The 18,494-nt window shown below is 41.1% G+C and carries 16 protein-coding genes; 9 read left to right on the top strand and 7 right to left on the bottom strand.

Going from position 1 to position 18,494, the window contains the following annotated elements:
* The first annotated feature begins 53 nt into the window (after window positions 1-53).
* Both CHB71_RS01335 and CHB71_RS01330 read left to right on the top strand, forming a co-directional pair.
* Window positions 54-344: a DUF721 domain-containing protein gene (locus tag CHB71_RS01335; RefSeq protein ID WP_089355077.1), complete on the top strand. Its 291-nt coding sequence runs from the start codon at window positions 54-56 to the stop codon at window positions 342-344.
* Between the two features lie 49 nt (window positions 345-393).
* Complete coding sequence (locus CHB71_RS01330) at window positions 394-2,253, top strand: mucoidy inhibitor MuiA family protein (RefSeq protein WP_089355076.1); 1,860 nt, start codon at window positions 394-396, stop codon at window positions 2,251-2,253.
* 13 nt (window positions 2,254-2,266) lie between these two features.
* On the opposite strand, the gene CHB71_RS01325 is transcribed toward CHB71_RS01330, so the two are convergent.
* Together CHB71_RS01325 and CHB71_RS01320 are read right to left on the bottom strand one after the other, a co-directional pair.
* Window positions 2,267-2,926: a DUF6048 family protein gene (locus tag CHB71_RS01325; RefSeq protein ID WP_144017290.1), complete on the bottom strand. Its 660-nt coding sequence runs from the start codon at window positions 2,924-2,926 to the stop codon at window positions 2,267-2,269.
* Entirely contained in the window at window positions 2,907-3,344 is a 438-nt protein-coding gene (locus tag CHB71_RS01320; RefSeq protein WP_089355074.1) for a hypothetical protein, read from the bottom strand. Before CHB71_RS01320 ends, CHB71_RS01325 begins: the two co-directional genes overlap by 20 nt.
* 85 nt (window positions 3,345-3,429) lie before the next feature.
* Here CHB71_RS01320 and rimO point away from each other — a divergent pair, with 85 nt between their 5' ends.
* The 7 genes from rimO (at window position 3,430) to CHB71_RS01285 (ending at window position 13,563) form a co-directional block, all read left to right on the top strand.
* The gene (rimO, locus tag CHB71_RS01315; protein ID WP_089355073.1) at window positions 3,430-4,746 is read left to right on the top strand and encodes a 30S ribosomal protein S12 methylthiotransferase RimO; all 1,317 of its coding nucleotides are present in this window, start codon (window positions 3,430-3,432) and stop codon (window positions 4,744-4,746) included.
* Window positions 4,747-4,762: 16 nt separating this feature from the next.
* A complete protein-coding gene (gene bshC, locus CHB71_RS01310) occupies window positions 4,763-6,316 on the top strand; it encodes a bacillithiol biosynthesis cysteine-adding enzyme BshC (RefSeq protein ID WP_089355072.1) in 1,554 nt (517 codons plus the stop codon).
* A gap of 49 nt (window positions 6,317-6,365) precedes the next feature.
* Complete coding sequence (locus CHB71_RS01305; protein ID WP_089355071.1) at window positions 6,366-7,448, top strand: alanine racemase; 1,083 nt, start codon at window positions 6,366-6,368, stop codon at window positions 7,446-7,448.
* 3 nt (window positions 7,449-7,451) lie between these two features.
* Window positions 7,452-8,600: a glycoside hydrolase family 3 protein gene (locus CHB71_RS01300; RefSeq protein WP_089355070.1), complete on the top strand. Its 1,149-nt coding sequence runs from the start codon at window positions 7,452-7,454 to the stop codon at window positions 8,598-8,600.
* 39 nt (window positions 8,601-8,639) lie between these two features.
* The gene (locus CHB71_RS01295) at window positions 8,640-9,515 is read left to right on the top strand and encodes a bestrophin family protein (RefSeq protein WP_089355069.1); all 876 of its coding nucleotides are present in this window, start codon (window positions 8,640-8,642) and stop codon (window positions 9,513-9,515) included.
* A 35-nt stretch (window positions 9,516-9,550) separates the two neighbouring features.
* Entirely contained in the window at window positions 9,551-10,453 is a 903-nt protein-coding gene (locus CHB71_RS01290; protein ID WP_089355068.1) for a hypothetical protein, read from the top strand.
* 113 nt (window positions 10,454-10,566) lie between these two features.
* Window positions 10,567-13,563 (top strand): ATP-binding cassette domain-containing protein, encoded by a 2,997-nt coding sequence (locus CHB71_RS01285; protein ID WP_089355067.1) that lies wholly within the window; start codon window positions 10,567-10,569, stop codon window positions 13,561-13,563.
* Here CHB71_RS01285 and lipA read toward each other — a convergent pair.
* The 5 genes from lipA to CHB71_RS01260 form a co-directional block, all read right to left on the bottom strand.
* On the bottom strand, window positions 13,560-14,441 hold the full coding sequence (lipA, locus tag CHB71_RS01280; RefSeq protein WP_089355066.1) for a lipoyl synthase: 882 nt from the start codon (window positions 14,439-14,441) through the stop codon (window positions 13,560-13,562). The two genes, CHB71_RS01285 and lipA, sit on opposite strands and share 4 nt — an antisense overlap.
* Before the next feature lie 55 nt (window positions 14,442-14,496).
* The gene (locus CHB71_RS01275) at window positions 14,497-15,204 is read right to left on the bottom strand and encodes a hypothetical protein (protein WP_245811194.1); all 708 of its coding nucleotides are present in this window, start codon (window positions 15,202-15,204) and stop codon (window positions 14,497-14,499) included.
* A 36-nt stretch (window positions 15,205-15,240) separates the two neighbouring features.
* Window positions 15,241-15,618 carry a bacillithiol system redox-active protein YtxJ gene (ytxJ, locus tag CHB71_RS01270; protein WP_089355065.1) on the bottom strand — a complete coding sequence of 126 codons (378 nt, stop codon included), beginning with the start codon at window positions 15,616-15,618 and terminating at the stop codon, window positions 15,241-15,243.
* Between the two features lie 25 nt (window positions 15,619-15,643).
* Window positions 15,644-16,804, bottom strand: coding sequence for a hypothetical protein (locus tag CHB71_RS01265; protein WP_089355064.1), 1,161 nt, complete (start codon window positions 16,802-16,804; stop codon window positions 15,644-15,646).
* An 83-nt stretch (window positions 16,805-16,887) separates the two neighbouring features.
* The gene (locus tag CHB71_RS01260; protein WP_089355063.1) at window positions 16,888-18,438 is read right to left on the bottom strand and encodes an Rne/Rng family ribonuclease; all 1,551 of its coding nucleotides are present in this window, start codon (window positions 18,436-18,438) and stop codon (window positions 16,888-16,890) included.
* Window positions 18,439-18,494 lie beyond the last annotated feature (56 nt).

The following is an 18,494-nucleotide window of genomic DNA, read 5'->3' as shown; positions in this document are numbered from 1 at the left end:
CACCCTCCTAACCTCCCTCAAGGGAGGAATTGTTTACTAATATTGGATGTAGAATGAAGGAAGACCCAATCAAAAGTTTCCGTAATGCCTTTCAGGGATTTCTCAAAGAAGAAAACCTGGAGCATACCTATAAACAAAAGCAAGTCATTGCTGATTGGGAAAAAATCATGGGCAAGACCATCGCCTCACGTACAACTAAAATGTTCTTTAATCAAAAAACGCTCTTTGTGAAGCTCTCTTCAGCCCCATTAAAAAGCGAAATGCAAAACTCCAAAGCTCAAATCATTGAGTTAATTGAAAAAGAGATTGGGAAAGGGGAGGTTGAGGATGTGAGGTTTTTGTAAGGAGCTTTATGGAATTTCATGACCACCTGCATCTCAATGCAAAAAGGTTATGAAAAAAATTATGTTCTTGGTGTTGATTATTACTGTAGAAGTTAGTCAGTGCCAGTCAGTCACAAAAAAAGTGCTGCCTACAAAAATTGAAGAGGTCACAGTATATATTAATGGGGCTCAAATCATCCGAAAGGGCTCAATTAGTATTCCACAAGGTGAAACCTTGATTAAGGTGAAGGGGTTATCGCCATTTGTCAATCCCAAAAGTATCAGTGTTAAAGCAACTGGGATGTTTGTTATTCTCTCAGTAAATCATAAGTTGAATTATTTGAATGAATTAAGGAAAAACAAACAGGTTGATAGCTTAATCTTAGTCATTGAAAAACTAGAATTTAAAATTTCTACCATTCAGAATAGTCAAGAAGTACTAAGAGAAAAACATAGCCTGCTAAACGCCAACAAGGATTTAAGCGGTGATAATGGTGTGTCGATTAGTGAGCTAAGCGAAGCTGTTAAGTTCTATGAAAATCAAATCTTAGACATTAAGAAAAAGTCATTAGAAAATTCGCTAGATATGAAGCAGCTGAAGGAGGAAAAGCAAGCTCTTGAAAATCAAATAAATATGATTTCATCAAGAAAAGAACAGCCAACTTCTGAGATTTTCATTAAGGTTAAATCTGCAAAAAACACCTCTGGTGAATTTGAAATATCATATCCAGTCAAGAATGCGGGTTGGTTTCCGAAATATGATATACGAGTCGAAAATGTAGAATCTCCATTATTGTTAGAATATAAAGCTGATGTATATCAGAATACAGGAGTGGATTGGGACAATATAACCCTTCAATTATCTACCGCTGATCCAAATCAAAGTGGAGTTCTTCCAAATTTGAAACCATGGTATCTCAATTACGAAAGAAATACCGTTTTTCGAGATCGGGATTACAGCAATCCTAATGCTCTTTATTATGACAACAATGCCTATCGTGTAGTTTCCGGTGTTTTAACAGATGATTCAGGGGAGCCTCTTCCTGGTGTAAATGTGGTTATTAAAGGAACAACTAGGGGAACTACAACGGATTTAGAAGGACGGTACCAACTCACTGTTTCGGGAGATGATATTTTAGTGATCTCTTACGTAGGATTCGAAACACAAGAAGTGAAGGTTGGTAACAGATCAAATATTGATGCTGTTTTAGGAGGTGTTACAGAACTTCAAGAGGTTGTGGTAAGCGGTTATGGCTATGGAGGTGCTAGATCTTTTAGCAAACCCAAAGCAGAAACCATTACCACCTCTACTATTCAAAAAACAACATCATTTGTTTTCAAGGTAGATGATCCTTATTCAGTAAAAACGACTGGAGAAAAACTTACTGTGGATATTAAAAACCATCAATTAGAAGCAAAATATCAGTATTATGCTATACCCAAAATTGATCCTGATGCGTTTTTGATTTCACAACTAACAGATTGGGGTCAATTCAATTTGTTGGAAGGAGAAGCCAACTTATTCTTCGAAGGGACTTTTGTTGGAACCACCATTCTCGATCCAAAGGCATTTAGTGATACTTTGGATATCTCTCTTGGTAGAGATAAGTCAATAACTATAGAAAGAGAGGCAATCCAGGAATTCACCAAAATGAGGTCATTTGGTAGTAATAAAGCCGAAACCCGATCATTCAAGATTAAAATCAGAAATGAAAAAGATTATGGAATTAACCTAACCATTTTTGATCAGATTCCCATTCCTGCAATTAATCAGATCACTGTTTCCACAGAAGAAATATCTGATGGTATTTTGGAAGAGCGAACAGGGATAATAAGTTGGGAAATGGACCTCATGTCCAGACAACAAACTGAAAAAATACTAACCTATGAGGTAAAATATCCTAAATACGAAAAGGTAGTGTTGGAGTAGCCCCAGGCTACTCCTACTTATCTCCAAACGGAATCCTCCACATCAAATAATAATCAAAAGCGGTAGAATTCTGCCGCTTTGTTTTTCCGAAACCAGGAACATCATACGTTTTAAGATCTCCCTCTCCATTGATCTTACGAGCAAACTGCCAGCGCATGGAAAAACCCATGTAAAGGTTTGAAACCACCTTTCCTCTCAATCCGAACACTACCTCCAGCCAGCGTGCTTTCAAATCTTCATTCGTAAAAACATAAGTTTGCTCACCGAATCCCTGATCAGATGTAAATGAAAGCTGATCTTCAAAGCTGGATCGTGCATACCTTAACCCCAGCGAAAGCACATTACCACTTTCTTTGTCCTTTGCAAAGTTTCGGTCAAACCCTACCCGATAGTAGGAACCCTTGTTTATGTAGTCTACGGAATCTCCTCTTTTACGATCCTCCATTCCATAATTCATTACCAGCACAAAACGATCCAGAGCCAATGCTGCTTCTAATTCGTTAGAGCTAAAGTCCGCATCTACAAAAGTTTTAGTACTTCGAATGGCATTAACGCCAAGCTTGAGCTCGTAAGGCTTATAGCTCCTTGGCTCCTTGTTCTTTGCTGGTGCCTCCTGTCCAGAAACACCCAGACACAACGCAAACAATAGTATGCTAAAAGTATACTTCAACATTGGTGCTTATTTGTCGGTTAGTCACTGTGCCTGGTATAGACAATGAATCGAACGTATATCGGACGGTATCAAGATTCAGAAAGGTAATTGATGGATCACATGATGGGTCGAAAATAGAAAGTTCAGGATCATAGCGCATCTCCACCTCAAAATGCGAGGTATCAGAATCAAACAAGAAAGTTGTAATTGTGTCTTCCGGATTTAAAGGTAGAGCAACAAAAGTGGAGTCCTCTGAAAGAGAAAACCGATACGGAGAACCTTCTGCAGTTACGACAAACCCTACTTTTCTGGTTGATTGAGACTCCAGGTCATGAAACTCCAAAATCATAAAATCCAGATTGTCATCTGTGCCACAGTTTTCTATGTCCTGGCAGGAGATGACCGCTAATCCGATTAATATAATACTGAGTTTTTTCACTGGCTGGCAAAATTAAGCTTTAAAGGTTTCTAACTAAGTGTATGCCTAAGATTTCAATTAGCTTTGCGCCTGAGAACGAAAGTCTATGAAAACGAAGGGGTTAAAGAAAACAAAAGTCAACATCGTCACACTTGGGTGCTCCAAAAACCTGGTGGATTCTGAAGTGATGCTGACACAGCTGAGGGGAAACAACATTGATGCCACACACGAGTCTACCAAAGACGATGCGAACGTGGTAGTGGTAAATACCTGTGGCTTTATCGACAATGCGAAGCAGGAGTCGATCGATACCATTCTTAGATATGTAGATGCAAAGCAGGAAGGGTTAGTAGAGAAAGTGTATGTTTCGGGCTGCCTGTCTCAGCGGTATAAGGACGAACTAAAGGATGAAATCCCGGATGTAGATGCCTGGTTTGGTACTGGAGACCTTCCAGCATTATTAAAAAAATTCAAAGCCGACTATAAAAAAGAATTACTGGGGGAAAGAATCATAACCACATCCAATCATTACGCATATCTCAAAATCGCTGAAGGTTGTGATCGCCCTTGTAGTTTTTGTGCAATTCCGCTCATGCGAGGCAAGCACGTTTCCAAGCCCATGGAGCAGGTGGTGGCAGAAGCAGAATCTCTGGTCCGCCAGGGCACCAAAGAAGTTTTATTGATCGCACAAGATTCGACCTATTACGGATTAGATCTTTACAAAAAAAGAAATTTAGCAGAGCTAATGGATCGGTTGGCTGATGTAGAAGGACTGGATTGGATTCGTTTGCACTATGCATTCCCTACCGGTTTCCCTGAAGATGTGCTTGATGTCATGGCGAAGCGATCGAACATTTGCAATTACCTGGACATCCCATTACAGCATGCCTCCACCAACATGCTGAAAATGATGCGAAGAGGAACAACAAGAGAAAAGACAGAAGCCTTGTTGGATAAGATGCGATCCAAAGTTCCGGATATTGCGATCCGAACAACACTAATTGCAGGACATCCGGGCGAAACACAAGAAGATTTTGAAGAGATGTTGGACTTTGTTGAGAAAAATCGTTTTGAACGATTGGGAATCTTCACTTACTCACATGAAGAAAACACCCATTCATACAATTTTGAAGATGATGTACCGGATGAAACCAAACAAGAGCGCGCAAATGCCGTAATGGATTTGCAGGAAGAAATTTCCATGAGCATCAATGAGGGGAAAATCGGGAAAGAATATAAGGTTTTGATTGACCGAATGGAGAGCGGGACATTCATCGGAAGAACAGAGTATGATTCCCCTGAAGTTGATAATGAAGTGATCATTCCGGCCGACCACTCATACTTGCGAATTGGAGATTTTGCCCAGGTAAAAATTACCGACGCTACAGCCTTTGATCTGTACGGCGAACCAATTAAGCCATAATTCACTTTACTAAAGCGTGCGAACCGAAACCATTCCTTTAGACGAGACCGACTGTTTTTCACCTTTTTTCATTGACTACATCAACAAAAAGGAAGAGCTCGCTCCATTCTACAATGCTTTCCCAACGATTGAGAACTTTGAGAATGCAATAGAAAACCGTCAGTTCAAAGATGAAACCCGGAGCGTTTTGGTAGAGGTACTTAAGGAACAATATCAGGGGCTCGATATAAATAGTGCTGTTTCACAAAACATTGAATCGCTAGCAGACTCCAAAACTTTCACTGTCACTACCGGTCATCAGCTCAATATTTTTACCGGCCCACTCTATTTCATTTACAAGATCGTAACCGTTATCAACGCTTGTAAGAACTTAAAGCAGACCTACCCGGATTACAACTTTGTGCCTGTTTATTGGATGGCCAGTGAGGATCACGATTTTGAAGAAATCAACCACTTCTTTTTTGAAGGAAAAAAATATGAGTGGGAGACGGCTCAAACTGGGGCCGTGGGTCATTTTGACCCTTCAGGACTAAAGGAAATAGCAGACAAGCTTCCCTCGGGAGCTGAGTTTTTCAAAGACGCATATTCACACAAGACATTGGCAGATGCTGCCAGAGCTTATGTCAATCACTTATTTGGTGATAGAGGGCTGGTTGTAGTTGATGCAGATCATGCCAAACTAAAAACATTATTCAGCCATGTAATTGAGGACGACCTGTTCAAACATGCTCCGGAAAAACTAGTTAGCAAAACCTCCTCCTCGCTAAATGATCTTGGCTATAAAACACAGGTTCATGCCCGCCAGGTCAATTTCTTCTACTTAGATAGCGGAATTCGGGAACGGATCGAAAAAACAGAAAGCGGATTTCAGGTGGTGGATGCCGATATCACTTTTAGTGATAGTGAGATACGAAAGCTGATACAGGATTATCCAGAGCGATTTAGTCCCAATGTCATTCTTCGTCCACTATATCAGGAGACTATTCTTCCCAATCTGGCATATGTTGGAGGTCCGTCTGAGGCGGTATACTGGCTTCAACTAAAAGGTGTTTTCGATCACTTCAAAACAGACTTTCCATTATTGATGCCTAGAAATTTTGCACTTGTTGTCCCAGAAACAGCTGCAACCAAATGGGGAAAAACAGGGCTTTTACAAAATGACCTATTTCTTACTAGCGAAAAGGCGTTTGAGAAATGGGTGAAGGCAAATTGCGACCATGAGATTTCCTATGAAGTGGAACTCAAAAAGTTGAAGGAACTAGAAGATTCACTCAAGTGTAAAGCCGGAGAAATAGACCCTACACTAACTCAGCACATTGAAGCACTTCATGCCTCATTTTCTAAGCGAATCGGAAAAGCTGAGAAAAAATTAGTGCGAGCAGAAAAGCGACTACACGCAGATCGTAAAAGGCAAATTGAATCCGTGAAAGAAGTACTCTTTCCTGGAGGAAGTCTTCAGGAGCGAAAAGACAGTTTCCTCAATTTCTACCTCCATGATCCAGAGTTCGTTAATAAGCTACTAAACACATTTGACGCTTTTGATTATCGGATGTATTTGATGTATCTGTAGTAGTTTCAATGATTTGAGCTTTAATTTTCAGGTATCAAACACTACAGCTATGGAAATTAAAACACCCACCTTAATTATTGACAAAGGCAAGGCTTTAAAAAACATCCAAAAGATGTCTGATAAAGCTAAAAAGTCTAAGGCCGAACTAAGACCTCATTTCAAAACGCATTTTTCAGCAGAGATTGGAAACTTGTTCAAAGCAGAAGGCATCAGTAAGTGCACGGTAAGTTCTGTTTCCATGGCCAAATATTTTGCCGCTCATGGGTGGACAGATATTACAATCGCCTTTCCATACAATCTTCTTGAGGTTGGTGACATAAATGCATTAGCTGGAAAAATCAACTTGAATATTTTACTCGAATCGGAAGAGAGCCTAGAGCATGCTCAAAAGAACATTAAAAATCCATTTGGTTATTTTATCAAAATCGATGTTGGAACGCACCGAACAGGCATAGATCCAAGAAATGGTTCACTAATTGAAAGACTCGTAAAAGGTGCGTCTGGCAAGAGTGCATTTATAGGATTCCTTGCACATGCAGGACACACTTATGGTTGTCGCGATTTTGAAAGCATTAAGTGGATTTTTGACGGGTCAGTAAAGGTTTTGAGTGAGCTGAAAAATAAATTTGGTGGTATCATTTCTTATGGTGATACTCCTTCATGCTCCATCATGGATGACTTTTCATTTGCTGATGAGCTTCGTCCCGGGAATTTCGTTTTTTATGACTTCATGCAACATCGAATCGGTTCATGTTCAATTGATGAAATCGCACTCTGTCTGGCCTCCCCCGTTGTTGCCATACATAAGGAGCGAAATGAGGTGGTTGTTTATGGCGGAGCTGTTCATCTTTCAAAAGAGATGATAAAAGAAAAAAACATTTTTGGGAAAGAGCATAGTTGCTATGGCAAAATGGTAACCCTATCTGGAGATGGTTGGGAAACAACTGTGTTAGGGAACGTAGAAAGACTTTCTCAAGAGCATGGAATCATAAAATTGTCGGACGAAGAAATCGCTCGTGTAAAAGTTGGCGATGTAATTGGCATTCTTCCTGTACATTCGTGTCTTACTGCTGATTTACAAGGACATTACCTCTCCACTAAAGGAGAGCGAATAGAAAAGATGACGAAATAATAAATGCAAAAAACACTTTCACTGCTTCTTATAATTCTCGCCATTTCAGGTTTTGCCAAAACCGATCCACCTAAGGACACCATCGATGTGATGATCGGTCAGATGATCATGATCGGTATTGGTGATTTTGATATTGTAGATGAAAATGAACCAATTTTCAAAGAAATAAGAAATGGCAAAGTTGGTGGGGTGGTATTGTATGAAAAAAACATCCTGTTTGAAAGTCCAAAACCAGAATTAGCACTTTTAGTAGAAACACTTCAAAAAAATGCTTCAATCCCTCTTTTTGTAAGCATTGATGAGGAAGGTGGAAGGGTCTCAAGAATGAAAACGAGATATGGCTTCCCAAAAAATGTTTCGGCGCAGTACCTGGGAGACATGGACAATATTGATTCTACAAGGTATTATGCCAATCAAACTGCTTCCATTCTAAGCAGTTTTGGAATCAACATGAATTATGCTCCGGTGGTGGATGTCAACCTCAACCCACGCAACCCGGTAATTGGAAAAATCGAAAGAAGTTATTCCAGTGAGTATGGGGGAGTCATTGAACAGGCACACATGGTCATTGATCAGCACAATAAGCGAGGAGTTATCCCGGTGTTGAAACATTTTCCCGGACATGGTAGCAGCCGTAACGATACCCATCTTGGTTTAACTGACGTGACCGAAACCTGGCAAATCGAAGAAATGTACCCATACTCGGCACTTATTGATAGTGGAGTAGTCAAGGCAGTGATGACCGCTCACATTGTAAACCAAACGTTGGACAACACCAAAAATCCAGCAACGCTTTCAAAAAAGATTGTAACAGGAATGTTGCGGGATTTCCTTGGGTTTGATGGAGTCGTAATTTCTGATGACATGCAAATGGGAGCCATTAACAATGAATATGGTCTGAGAGAAGCGATCAAGCTCTCCATCCTTGCCGGTGTGGATATGCTCATGTTCGCCAACAATGTGAAAGATTACAATATGATTTCGGCGAGCACTGTACATGCCATCATCAAAGACTTACTATTTGAAGGAATAATTACCAGAGATCGCATCGCTCAGTCTTATAATAGAATAATGAAACTTAAGGCCGAGGCTGGATTATGCGATGAAAATTATTACCGCTCATTGAAAAATAAGCTTCGAGTTTACAACTAGATTCCGAATAAAAACTGATTTTACTATCTTCACCAATCCATGATCCAATACAACCCAAAATCGTGGTTTTCACTCATCTTTGACGTATACAGTAGATACGTCATACGAGCATTGTTCCCTTTGATCATGTTCGCTGGAGTGCTGACCACTGTGCTTTGTTTTTTATTCATTGATGTTCTGCATATTGTCATTGTAGACACTAAGGCTTTTCACTCCATTTTAGGGGTAATTCTTGGTCTATTTCTGGTGCTACGAACCAATACCGCCTATGACAGATGGTGGGAAGGTCGTAAACTATGGGGGCAGCTAGTGAATGATTGCCGACAACTAGCAATCAAGATTTCCACTTTTGTGCCAGAAGACGCCAAGGAAGACAGACTCTTCTTCAAGAAAATGATCCCAAATGTCACTTTTGCTATGAAACACCACCTACGTAATAGTAGAATGGTGGGTGAAATGGACTTTTACGATGAGAAGTGCAAAGACCGAATAATTAGTAGCACGCACAGGCCTAATATCATTAACAAGATTTTAATGGAGCGTGTCATGGATATGAACAAAAGAGGTTTGATTACTGCCGATAAGCTTTTCATATTGGATAAGGAGATCAAAGGCTTTACAGACATCATTGGAGCTTGTGAGCGAATCAAGTCTACACCGATTCCTTACTCATATAGCATGTTCATTAAGAAATTCCTTTTCATCTATTGTATAACACTACCAATGACTTTCATTGGTGAGTTTGGGTACTGGTCTATCATTTTGGTAGTGGTCGCCTTTTACTTTTTGATGAGTGTAGAGTTGATATCTGAGGAAATAGAAGATCCATTTGGCAGAGACATAAATGATCTTCCGCTCGATGAGCTTTGCGTAAAGATCAAAAAGAACATCATAGAAATTTTCAACAATAACTAACTTGGCAATCTAAATCGCTAATAAAACCTGATATTATGAAATTCAATCAACTAAAACTATCCTCTATGGCATTGGCAATAGCTGTGCTTGTATCATCTTGCGGAGGCGGGAGCAGCAAAGAGGAGTCTTCATCAGATGCTTCATCTGAGTTCGACGCAGCTAAAGAGCAAGTAGCTGCTGATGTGGCAAAAGTTTTGAAAGATCTACCACCTCCATCAGAGGTGCCATATTTATTGATGAATGCCGGTGCTGAATTTGATCAAAGCATTATCAACGCTATTGATAAAGTAGAATCTTATCAAAATGATGAAGCGAAAGCTGCATTAAACCTTGGTGTTTATGCAACAGATATCGGGTATCTCTCTTCGTATGAAAAATCTGAACTGGCGTTGGAATACATGGGTCAATGCCAAAAGCTGGCGGCTCCAGTAGGTGTAGCTGAAGCAATTGATTACGGAATGATTTCCCGCTTTGAATCAAACATGGAGAATAAAGACTCTCTTGCTACAGTAATCAATGAAGTGATGCAAAAGTCTGGTGAGCGCCTGAGCGAACTTGATGAGCTAAACAGTGCAGCATTATTACTTGCAGGAAGCTGGATAGAGGGAGTATATATCTCAACTACCATCGTTAATAACTATCCTGATGATCTGCCTGAAGAATCAAGAACATTGATCCTTGAGCCATTGGTAAAAATTGTCATTGACCAAAAGGTTTCCCTAAATGACCTAATGGACGTAATGAACGACGTGCCAGAGTCTGAAGAGGTAAATAAAATGAAAGCTGAGCTTGAAAAAGTAAAAGCTATCTATGATGGAGAGCTGGCAGAAGTTGAAAAGCAGATTGCTGAGAATACCGGTGGATTTGTGCTTAAACCAAGCACCCTGGATAATTTGGCAGCAGAAGTTGGCCGAATCCGTGCTTCAATTGTAGAATAAAATCGAGTTTAAAAAACTTTACAGCCGTTGGTTTATCGCTGACGGCTTTTTTTGATTATAGATAGGATTATGTCCTAACTTTAGCACCACCTACTAACCTAACTAACCGCAAAATGAGTGAAGAATTGCTGAAAGCCATTATCCGCCTCCTGGTGATTGTAGCCAAAGAGGAGGGAGAAGTGGATGATAGTGAAAAAGAAAGTGTTCGGGATTTTCTATATGAAAATGTCAGCCGTGACGACACCAAGCACTACCTACAAATACTTGATGAATACGTTAATGAAATTGAGACTGGTGGTAAAGACGATCACCACCAGATTGAGGAAATCACCACCAATATCAATAATGAGCTAACACAACAGCAAAAGCTGGTCGTAATGGTCAGGCTCATGGAGTTGATCATAGCAGATGAAAAAATCACAGAGCGAGAAGAAGAGCTACTTCATTTAATTGGTCGTCGATTTAAGTTTGATGATGAGACTGTAGATGCCATCAAGCATTTTGTGGTGAACCGGAATCCTGATGAATATTCTGAACTCTATTCAGTAGTTGTTTCCGGGGCTGACGAACCTGATCGTCCACGGCAGGTTCTTCTTGAAAACCTAAAGGGACACATAGCCTTCTTCAAACTCCCCAAAATTGAAACCTGCTTTTTTAAATATTATGGAGGTGATATCCTTCAACTAAACGGGCTGATGGTTTCACCCAATAAGATCAAGGTCTTTTCTACCGGGAGTGCCATCAAAGGCAAAAAAACCGAGCGATTATACTACAGCGATGTTATCGGCATCTTCAGAGATGAGGTAAGTGAGACTGATGTTTCATTTGTCGCAGAAAACATTTCTTACAAGTTTCCTAAAGGAAACATGGGACTGGTTGATATCAATATCTCCGAGCCTACAGGAAAACTGTTTGCCATCATGGGTGGTAGTGGGGCTGGTAAGTCCACCCTTTTCAATGTGCTTAACGGAACATCGAAACCCTACAAAGGATCAGTTCGAATCAATGGGATTGATATCTACAAAAATCCCAAAGATGTAGAAGGGATTATAGGGAATGTACCACAAGATGACCTCCTCATTGAAGACCTGAGCGTCTCACAAAACCTGTTTTATGCTGCTAAGCTCTGCTTTGACAATGCGTCAAAAGAAGAGTTGAATGAGTTGGTTGCTAGGACATTAGATTCATTGGGACTTACCGAAGCAAAAGATCTGAAAGTGGGTAACCCACTTCAAAAAACCATAAGTGGAGGTCAAAGAAAACGACTAAACATCGGGCTTGAGTTGTTACGGGAGCCCTCTGTGCTTTTTGTGGATGAGCCAACAAGCGGGCTGTCTTCAAGGGATTCAGAAAACATCATGGATTTGCTCAAGGAATTATCCCTTAGAGGCAAGATGATCTTTGTCGTAATTCATCAGCCTTCGTCTGAAATCTTTAAGATGTTTGACCGGCTCTTGATCCTGGACACAGGAGGTCACCAGATTTACTACGGCAACCCTGTGAAGGCTGTCACCTACTTCAAGAACATTGTAGAAATGATCGATAAAGATCAGAGTGCCTGTATTGAATGTGGAAATGTGAACCCTGAGCAGATATTCAATATCATCGAGATGAAGGTGGTAGATGAATACGGCCGATTTACAAGTAAACGAAAATATTCTCCAGAACAGTGGCATGAGCAGTTTCAAAGCAACATTGAAATTGAGACTGCTAATGAGGTTCAAAGCAAACCGGAAAGATCACTTGACCTTCCAAACAAGATTAAACAAGCCAGAATATTTCTGGAACGTGATGTGTTGGCTAAGATCAGCAATCGCCAGTATGTGTTAATTAACCTGTTGGAAGCTCCGGCGCTAGCCCTGCTCTTGGCATTGATCACAAAGTACGCTCCGCTCGGAGCTGAATACACTTTTTACAAGAATGAAAACATCCCTGTTTTCTTCTTTATGAGTATCATAGTGGCCTTGTTTATGGGACTCACGGTAAGCGCAGAGGAAATCATTAAAGACAGGAAAATACTGAAGCGTGAGGCATTCCTTCACCTCAGCAAAATGAGCTACCTGTCTTCCAAGACATTTATCCTTTTCAGCCTGTCAGCGGTTCAAACATTACTATTTGTGCTGGTTGGGTCTTTGATATTGGAAATCCATGGGATGACGCTATGGTATTGGATCATATTGTTTTCGGTTTCATGCTTCGCCAATATTCTCGGACTGAACATTTCAGCTGGATTCAACTCGGTGATCACGGTCTACATACTAATCCCTCTTCTTATCATCCCTCAGCTCATCCTTAGCGGTGTTGTTGTTGATTTTGATAAGCTAAATTCATCCTTTGCGAATAAGGAAAAGGTTCCGTGGATCGGAGAAATGATGGCATCTCGCTGGGCATATGAAGCGATTGCCGTGACGCAGTTTCGGGACAACCCGTCTAACAAAAACATATATCCCATTGAAAGAGAAGTTGCGATTAATACTTATAAGGCCATTTATTATACCAAGCAGCTTCAGGAGCAGTTAGATTATTGTTTTACAAAGAAGGAATTCAACGGTCGGGATAAGTCCCTGGCTCTTATTCAGAATGAGGTTCGAAGGCAGCTCGGCATTTTCGGAGAGGATAAGTTGCCGGTAGTCGATCAAATCACTCCAGAAGGGTTAAACCAACAGGTATATGATGAAACCACTGAGTTCCTGACCGCTATTCAATCGGTTTACAACACACGGAGGAAGAAAGCTAAAGATCGGCTCGACAAAATGATCGAAGATCAAACAGCTACCTCAGAACAGGAAGCAGCATTTTATGCACTACGGGATACCTACGAAAACGAACGTATCAGCTTAATGGCAAAAAACATTCAGACCAAACGTAGGGTGGTGACATCTGGAAATGAGTTGGTTCAAAAGATTTATCCTGTTTATGCAAAAAATGAGCATCCGGATAATGCACTGGACTTTAGAACAAACTTCTACTACCCGGAAAAATACTTTGCTGGGCAGTATATAGACACAAAGATCTTTAACGTCATCATTATCTGGATTATGACGATCGTGCTATTTATAGCGGTCTATTATGATTGGCTGAGGAAAGTTTTAAAAACAGGAAAAGCTTAAATCGGAACATTCACATGCCTTTCCGCATGATATGAGGATCTTACCAACGGACCTGACTCAACATACTTGAGTCCTCTTTTCAATCCTTCTTCACGGAAGTGATCAAACTTGTCAGGGTGTACAAATTCTGCAACTTCAATATGCCTTTTGGTTGGTTGAAGGTATTGACCCAGCGTTAGAATGTGTAGCCCATGTTCTACCAGGTCGTCCATTGCTTTGTAAACCTGATCGTCTGTTTCTCCTAACCCCAACATAATCCCCGACTTAGTTCGCTTTCCAGCTTCGTATGTCAGTTTTATTTGCTCCAGACTTCTGTAGTATTTAGCCTGAGGCCTTACTCTACGATAGAGTTCTTCTACCGTTTCCATGTTGTGAGAAACTACTTCCTGCCCTGCCTCAATCATTCGATATAATGCATCCCAGTTGCCTTTTACATCCGGAATCAAGGTTTCTATAGTTGTCTCCGGGGAGGCTTTCTTTGTTTCCACCACTGTCTGATACCAAATCTCAGCTCCTCTGTCCTTTAGTTCATCGCGGTTCACTGAGGTGAGTACAGCATGTTTTACACCCATCAACTTAATCGCCTCAGCAACACGTTTCGGTTCTTCTTCGTCATACTCCGGAGGCCTGCCTGTTGCTACTGCACAAAATGTACAGCTACGGGTACATACATTTCCCAGGATCATAAATGTAGCAGTGCCTTCTCCCCAGCATTCCCCCATATTCGGGCAGTTCCCGCTTTCACAAATGGTGTGAAGCTTATGCTGATCTACAAGCTTACGAACCTTCGCATAGTTTTCGCCCACCGGCAACTTCACTCTTAACCAATCCGGTTTCTTTTTTCGCTCTGGCTTTTCTACTACAGGTAAATCAATCATACGCTTCAATTCAGAATTATGAATGCAAATCTAATTCAGGATGGATAGAATCCCGTTATTTTCGGGTCCCCCAGAATAGTGTGAAGAAAACAGAAGTAAACACTGTTTTGTTCGGCTGGCTTGGCACCAGTACAATTTCTTTTGTGAAAGCTTCCGCTAGCACTCCTACCTCAACGCCAGCTACATTACTACGGTAGGTTCCAAATTCAAAAAATACGGATCCTTTGGCGTTCAGACCGGGAGCAAAATCAGATTCGTTTAAGCCCTGAAATATCTTTCCGGGCCCGGCAATACTTTGTGGAGATGGATGTTTGATTAAGCTGAACTGGTCATATTGCTGATCGGCACTTAGCACATAATAGGGCGTTACTAAACCAAATGTAGGACCAGCAGCCCCAGCGAAACTAATTTGGACACCTTGCTGATTTGCTTTTCTATACATCAGCTTTTCCAAGCCATATGTGGTACGGATAGCATACAGGTAGTTTGATTTTCCATATATAAACCCTGCTCCGCTCAATCCGATATACCGAGACTCGCTAGGGTGTTTTACGTTGGAGAGCTCCAGTCCAAAGGTGTGATACACATCATCCGCTTTTTTGCGGCTATGCCTGATCATCACCCCGCCAATTAATCCGCCATTGGTGTTTTTATTGAAACCCCAAATCCACTCACGGGTATACTCAAACTCTTCTCCTTCGAAAAGCTGTGCACTTCCGAGAAGAGGCAGGAGGATTAAAGCGAGTACACCAAGTTTTTTCATATGTGTTATTCAATAACAAAAATAATGCGGAAGCCCCTAAAGTTTTTTGGCTTCATCACATAACTCCTGATAGCTGATTCCCATGTGGGACGCATCTACTATTGCCTTGGCATCCTTTATTAGTATCGTTTGAGGTGATTCGTGCTGAACACCATACCTGCTGGCCACCTCATTCGAAATCTCGCGAAAAGCAATCAGATCCAGAAAGTACATTTCAAATGGTGTTTCTCCATCATAAGCTCTTTCAAATCTCGAAAGGGCCATTGCGCTTATCGAACACCTGGTACTGTGTTTGAAAATTACGACAGGCTTCTCTTTTGAGATCTCATCAAGTTGCTCCAGCTGTGAAACATCATTTAAATGATTCCACGGTAGAGATACTTTCTCGGTTTTTGAAAACAAGTTTGATAACATAAATATTTACTTAAAGCAAGCCTAATTAGTTATTCCAGATCACACGTTCTTTTTTATCAAATTTCGGCTCTTTCACTGGTTCATTAACCCCATTTGAGTTGTGCTTGTTCCCGTTCATACGCGTCCAGAAAATATTCCACTTTCTAAACATCTTTCGAACCTTGGGATTGCTGAACTTCATAGCCATGTGGTAATTGCTACTGGGGTGCTGATCACCAATCCGTTTGTGCTTTATTTTTAAATCCCCCTCCCACATTGATGTTTCACGATAATATTGTGCTTCGCTCCATTCTTTACCGTTTCCAAACCAGCGAATTTTTGTTCCTGAATACCTTGGGTTCACCTTAAAGTCAACCCCTCGGAATGGCGAGCCAGCTGAATACCTCGGCTTCACATTATAGTCTTTGCCCCTGAAAGGCATTCCCGGAGAGTACCTTGGATTTACATTGTATTTCTGACCCTTAAAAGGACTACCAACTGAATAGCGGGGGCTAACTTTATAGTCTTTGCCCCTGAAAGGCATCCCTTGGGAGTACCGTGGACTTACACCATATTTTTGACCTCTGAAGGGATTGCCTGGAGAGTAGCGAGGCGAAACCCGATAATCTTTGCCCCTAAAGGGCATCCCCTGAGAATAACGTGGACTTACACCATATTTTTGACCTCTGAAGGGATTGCCTGGAGAATAGCGAGGCGAAACCCGATAATCTTTGCCTTTGAAAGGACTCCCTAAAGAATAGCGAGGTGATACTTTATAGTCTTGGTTTCTAAATGGGTTTCCGCCTGAGTACCGAGGTGATACTTTAAACTGACTTCCTCTGAAGGGGTTGCCAAAGGAGTAACGTGGAGTCACCTTATAATCTCGTCCCTTAAATGGACTTCCCCCGGAATATCGAGGGCTTGTAGAATATCTCCTGGTTCTTTCTCTTGAAGGAGAATATCGTGGAGATGTTGATCCGGATAGCTTAAATGGAGATGATGCGGATGAATATCTCGGAGATCTGCTTCCATCAGCACCGGGAATGCCATCACTGTTTTTCGATTTCTTTTTGCTTCTGAAAAACAGAAAGCCTTTTCGCTCAACTTTCTTGGTTTTGAGTCTCCGATCAGAGTCCTCAAGTAATTGAGCGTCGGCAGTATAAACTGCCGCGCCAATTAATAATGTTATGATTAGAAGCCTTTTCATTCAGTGGTTCTCACCCAAAGGTTCACAATTTAGGTGATAATCTCAACGATTTTGGTCGAATCGACACCAACTGTGAGACTACACTAAATTTGAATTGGCTCTCCCTGTGAGTTGAGTACTTCAAATTCGGTGAGTGCCTTTGAACTGTCCTCGACCATGTTAACCCAACGAAAATATTTGAAAAACCATTTCACTCGTCTGGAAAAAACACCCGCTGTAAAGTAGGTATACAGATATGGATGCAAAGCCACCGTGATCCTCTTCTCGTTTTGTGACTCAAAGAAGTACTTAATGGTATTCTCCACCTGGTCCGCCACCTGGATAGATGCTGAAATTTTTCCTGTTCCACTACAGGTGGGGCAAACCTCCTTTGTAGTAATGGAAAGTTCAGGTCTCACACGCTGACGGGTTATTTCCATCAACCCAAACTTTGAAAGTGGAAGGATTGTGTGCTTTGAGCGGTCATCCTTCATAGCTTCCTTCATCTTTGCGTAGAGCTTTTTCTTGTTCTCTATTCGTCGCATATCGATGAAATCAACCACAATGATTCCTCCCATATCTCTTAACCGAAGCTGACGCGCGATTTCTTCCGCTGCATCCAGATTTACCTTAAGTGCCGTGTCCTCCTGATTGTCTTCTTTGTTGGATTTGTTTCCGCTGTTGACATCAATCACATGAAGTGCCTCTGTATGCTCAATGATGATATATCCTCCATTGAGCATACTTACAGATTGACCAAATGAGGTCTTCATCTGCTTTTCAACACCTGTAGCTTCAAAGATTTTAGCCTTTCCTGTATAGTGCTTCAGGATTTTTTCCTTATCCGGGGCAATATTCTTTACGAAGGTTTTAATCTCCTGAAAGAGGTCTTTATCATCTACCTGAATACTATCAAAGCTTTCGTTAAGTACATCCCGGAGTATAGAGTTTGCTCGGTTCATTTCACCGATAACCTTATCCCGCACTTTGGCTTTTGGAAGCATCTTCATTCCTTCGTCCCATCTTTCTACAAGATTGCGAAGGTCTGTGTCAAGCTCTTTTACATCTTTTCCCGTAGCAACTGTACGGATAATCACACCAAAGCCTTCAGGCTTGATGGAGCTGATAAGTCTTTGAAGACGCTTACGTTCGTTTGCGTCAGTTATTTTTTTTGATACGTTTACCGTATTTGAAAACGGCACCATTACCAGGTATCTACCTGCCAATGACAACTCGCATGAAAGTCGTGGACCTTTTGTAGAAATAGGTTCCTTTACTACCTGCACCAGAATCTTTTGTCCTTTGGTAAGGACCTGACTCATTTTTCCAAGCTTATTGATATCCGGCTCTGTTTTGAAACCTGCCAGCCTTGTGCTGTTTAGTTTCTTAGCCAGTGTCAGCTTGGTAAACTTATTAAGTGATTGGACCTGTGGTCCTAAATCCAAGTAGTGTAAAAAGGCATCTTTTTCGTATCCTAAATCAATGAAAGCAGCGTTCAGTCCCTGAACAACTTTCTTAACCGATCCAAGATAAATGTCACCAACGTTGAAGGTTTGTCCTCCTCCATCCTGGTGAAATTCTACCAGCCTTTTATCCTTAAGTAAAGCAATACGACTTCCCTCGCGAGTTGAGTTAATGATTAGTTCATTACTCATAGCGATTGTTTAATGGGTGCCTATTACTTCTTCTTATGTCTGTTTTTTCTAAGTCT

The sequence above is a fragment of the Ekhidna lutea genome (assembly GCF_900188325.1).
GTDB lineage: Bacteria > Bacteroidota > Bacteroidia > Cytophagales > Cyclobacteriaceae > Ekhidna > Ekhidna lutea.
This window is presented reverse-complemented; position numbering and strand designations above follow the sequence as displayed.

Coding starts and splice junctions, on each gene's coding strand:
- CHB71_RS01335 (WP_089355077.1), top strand. CDS start 54: ATGAAGGAAGACCCAATCAAAAGTTTCCGTAATGCCTTTCAGGGATTT.
- CHB71_RS01330 (WP_089355076.1), top strand. CDS start 394: ATGAAAAAAATTATGTTCTTGGTGTTGATTATTACTGTAGAAGTTAGT.
- CHB71_RS01325 (WP_144017290.1), bottom strand. CDS start 2,926: ATGTTGAAGTATACTTTTAGCATACTATTGTTTGCGTTGTGTCTGGGT.
- rimO (WP_089355073.1), top strand. CDS start 3,430: ATGAAAACGAAGGGGTTAAAGAAAACAAAAGTCAACATCGTCACACTT.
- CHB71_RS01305 (WP_089355071.1), top strand. CDS start 6,366: ATGGAAATTAAAACACCCACCTTAATTATTGACAAAGGCAAGGCTTTA.
- CHB71_RS01300 (WP_089355070.1), top strand. CDS start 7,452: ATGCAAAAAACACTTTCACTGCTTCTTATAATTCTCGCCATTTCAGGT.
- CHB71_RS01295 (WP_089355069.1), top strand. CDS start 8,640: ATGATCCAATACAACCCAAAATCGTGGTTTTCACTCATCTTTGACGTA.
- CHB71_RS01290 (WP_089355068.1), top strand. CDS start 9,551: ATGAAATTCAATCAACTAAAACTATCCTCTATGGCATTGGCAATAGCT.
- CHB71_RS01285 (WP_089355067.1), top strand. CDS start 10,567: ATGAGTGAAGAATTGCTGAAAGCCATTATCCGCCTCCTGGTGATTGTA.
- lipA (WP_089355066.1), bottom strand. CDS start 14,441: ATGATTGATTTACCTGTAGTAGAAAAGCCAGAGCGAAAAAAGAAACCG.
- CHB71_RS01275 (WP_245811194.1), bottom strand. CDS start 15,204: ATGAAAAAACTTGGTGTACTCGCTTTAATCCTCCTGCCTCTTCTCGGA.
- ytxJ (WP_089355065.1), bottom strand. CDS start 15,618: ATGTTATCAAACTTGTTTTCAAAAACCGAGAAAGTATCTCTACCGTGG.
- CHB71_RS01265 (WP_089355064.1), bottom strand. CDS start 16,804: ATGAAAAGGCTTCTAATCATAACATTATTAATTGGCGCGGCAGTTTAT.
- CHB71_RS01260 (WP_089355063.1), bottom strand. CDS start 18,438: ATGAGTAATGAACTAATCATTAACTCAACTCGCGAGGGAAGTCGTATT.